Origin of the sequence: Synechococcus sp. WC101, assembly GCF_047461555.1 — a bacterium.
Taxonomy (GTDB): domain Bacteria; phylum Cyanobacteriota; class Cyanobacteriia; order Thermostichales; family Thermostichaceae; genus Thermostichus.
Map to the genome: position 1 here is coordinate 1 of NZ_JANSHG010000232.1, position 2,659 is coordinate 2,659.

The 2,659-nt window shown below is 58.9% G+C and carries 2 protein-coding genes; both read left to right on the forward strand.

Annotated features, from left to right (window positions below; genetic code table 11):
* The first annotated feature begins 242 nt into the window (after positions 1–242).
* A complete protein-coding gene (rplI, locus tag NW809_RS11830; protein WP_414402223.1) occupies positions 243–707 on the forward strand; it encodes a 50S ribosomal protein L9 in 465 nt (154 codons plus the stop codon).
* A 197-nt stretch (positions 708–904) separates the two neighbouring features.
* Positions 905–2,659 (forward strand): replicative DNA helicase (gene dnaB, locus NW809_RS11835; protein ID WP_414402224.1); only part of this gene is annotated, 1,755 nt, incomplete at its 3' end.

The following is a 2,659-nucleotide window of genomic DNA, read 5'->3' on the forward strand; positions in this document are numbered from 1 at the left end:
ATCCTGGATTGGGTATCTCCCAAAACAGAGAACTTCCGCCTTTTGAGTTTGGAAAGGTGGCTTCTTCATCTTCCCGCCAAGGTTCAGAGCTGGAAGAGGACTCTAGAGACCTGCCAATCGGGAATAAGCTCTGAGAAGGGATCCCCTATGCCGACGGGCTGGTGGCTATGGCACTCTGGGCTGACGATGAACCTGCTGAGCCTCTAGAATGGAGGGCTGTCGAGAAAAGAAGTGTCTTCCCAATGTCGAAACGTAACATGCAGGTTGTGCTGCGCCAGGCGGTTCCTGGGCTCGGCAAGCCGGGAGAGGTGGTGAGTGTCAGGCCGGGCTATGCCCGCAACTACCTTTTCCCGCGGCAGATGGCGGTGCGGCTTACGCCTGGACTTCTCAAGGAGCAGCAGATGCGGCGGGAGCAGGAAGCAGCCCGCAAGCTGGCTGAGAAGCAACAGGCAGAAAACTACAAAAAGGCTTTGGAGACGATTGGCCGTTTTGTCATCCGCAAGAAGGTGGGCGAAAAAGACCTGCTCTTTGGACAGGTAACTGCCAGCGATATTGCCGAGGTGGTGCTGGCTACCAGTGGCCTCGATATCGACCGCCGCAATGTCCTACTCGATGAGGAGATCAAGAAAACTGGGGTTTACCTGGTGCAGGTGAAGTTACACCCCGAGGTTACCGCTACGCTGCGCATTCAGGTTACTCCCGAATGAGGACTCACCTTTGAGGCTCCCTGAATTCCTGTGAGGGATCCCGGGGTGAGTAGGGTTTTTGCCTTAGGCAACAAGCGGGTATGCTCAGCCTAGAGCTTGACCCGCCTGACGATTGGAGCTGACTGGCTGAGAGGCCGGTTGCCCTAGGGCTGGGTTGATTTTCCTACTCCTGGCTGGTGGTGATTAGCGATTACGACCTGACCGGTGGGGATCGGCTTCCGCCTCAGAACATAGAAGCTGAGGAGGAGATCTTGGGCGGCATCCTCCTTGACCCTGAGGCGATGGCGCGGGTGGCGGAGCTCTTGCGGCCTGAGATGTTCTACCTCTCCGCCCACCAGGAGATCTACCGGGCTGCTCTGCAGTTGTACAGCCAGGGCCAGCCCACTGACCTGACCACTGTTTCTGCCTGGTTGGCAGATCACCAGCTCTTGGAGCGGGTGGGAGGAACGGCGGCAATTCGCCGCCTAGTGGAGCAGACGGTTAGCAGTGTCAACATTGACCAGTATGCCCGTCTGGTGGTGGACAAATACATGCGCCGCCGGCTGATTCAAGTCAGCAACACCTTGGCGCGTCTGGCCTACGACACTAGCCAGCCTCTCCCTCAGCTCCTGGATCGAGCCGAGCAAGAGGTGTTTAGCCTCACCCAGGAACGGGTGCAGCGCAGCCTTGTTCCAGCCTCGGAAGTTTTGGTGAACATCTTCTCAGAGTTGGAGGAGAGGTTCCAGAGCGGGGCTCAGATCCCTGGGATCCCGACCAAATTCATTGACCTCGACAACCTGACCCAGGGCTTGCAGCGGTCGGATTTGGTCATCCTAGCCGGCCGTCCCTCGATGGGAAAGACCAGCCTGGCTCTTAACATTGCCCAAAATGTGGCTGCCTACGTCAAGCAACCGGTGGCCATCTTCAGCCTGGAGATGTCGCGGGAGCAACTGGTGCAGCGGCTCTTGGCCAGCGAGGCGCGCATTGATAGTAGCCGTCTGCGATCCGGGCGCATCAGCGAGAATGAGTGGCAACGCCTGGGGCAGGCGATTGGCTTTTTGTCGCAACTGCCTTTGTTTATCGACGACACGCCCAACTGCACGGTTACAGAAATTCGCTCTAAGGCGCGGCGTCTGCAGGTGGAGCAAGGAGGGACGTTGGGGTTGGTGTTGATCGACTACTTGCAGCTAATCCAGGGATCTGAGTCCGACAACCGGGTGCAGGAATTGTCGCGCATTACCCGCGGCCTCAAGGCGCTAGCCAAAGAGCTGATGGTGCCGGTGCTGGTGCTATCTCAGCTCAGCCGGGCAGTGGAGTCGCGCTCAGACAAGCGTCCGCAACTGGCAGATTTGCGGGAGTCGGGTTGTCTAGCCGGCGATACCCGCGTGAGGGACGTGGATCGCGGCAAGATCTGGCGGCTGGAGCAACTGGCAGCCCTGCCGCCTTCAGCAGAACTGCCGCGCCTGCTTAGCCTCAATGGGCGCGGGCGGCTGGTGCCCCAACAGCCAGTGAGGGTATTTTGCAGTGGGCGGCAGCCCACATGTCTTCTAAAAACCCGCCTCAACTTTTCCATTCGTGCCACTGGCAACCACCCTTTCCTAACTCGGGACGGCTGGAAAACCCTCGACGAGCTGCAACTGGAGGAGGAGGTGGCGGTGGTGGTGCAGGAGGGGTTGATCTGGGATCCCGTCGTCTTCATTAGCGAGCCGGGGGAGCCGCAACCGGTTTACGACATCGAGATGCCCCGCCACCACAACTTTGTGGCCAACGGCCTGCTGGTGCACAACAGCATCGAGCAGGATGCCGACGTGGTGATGATGATCTACCGGCCCGAGTACTACGATCCCAACACCAGCGATCGCGGAATTGCGGAGGTAATTGTTGCCAAACACCGCAACGGCCCCACGGGCACGGTGCGCCTTTTGTTTGAAAGCCAGTACACCCAGTTTCGCAACTTGGCGGATCCCTATCGG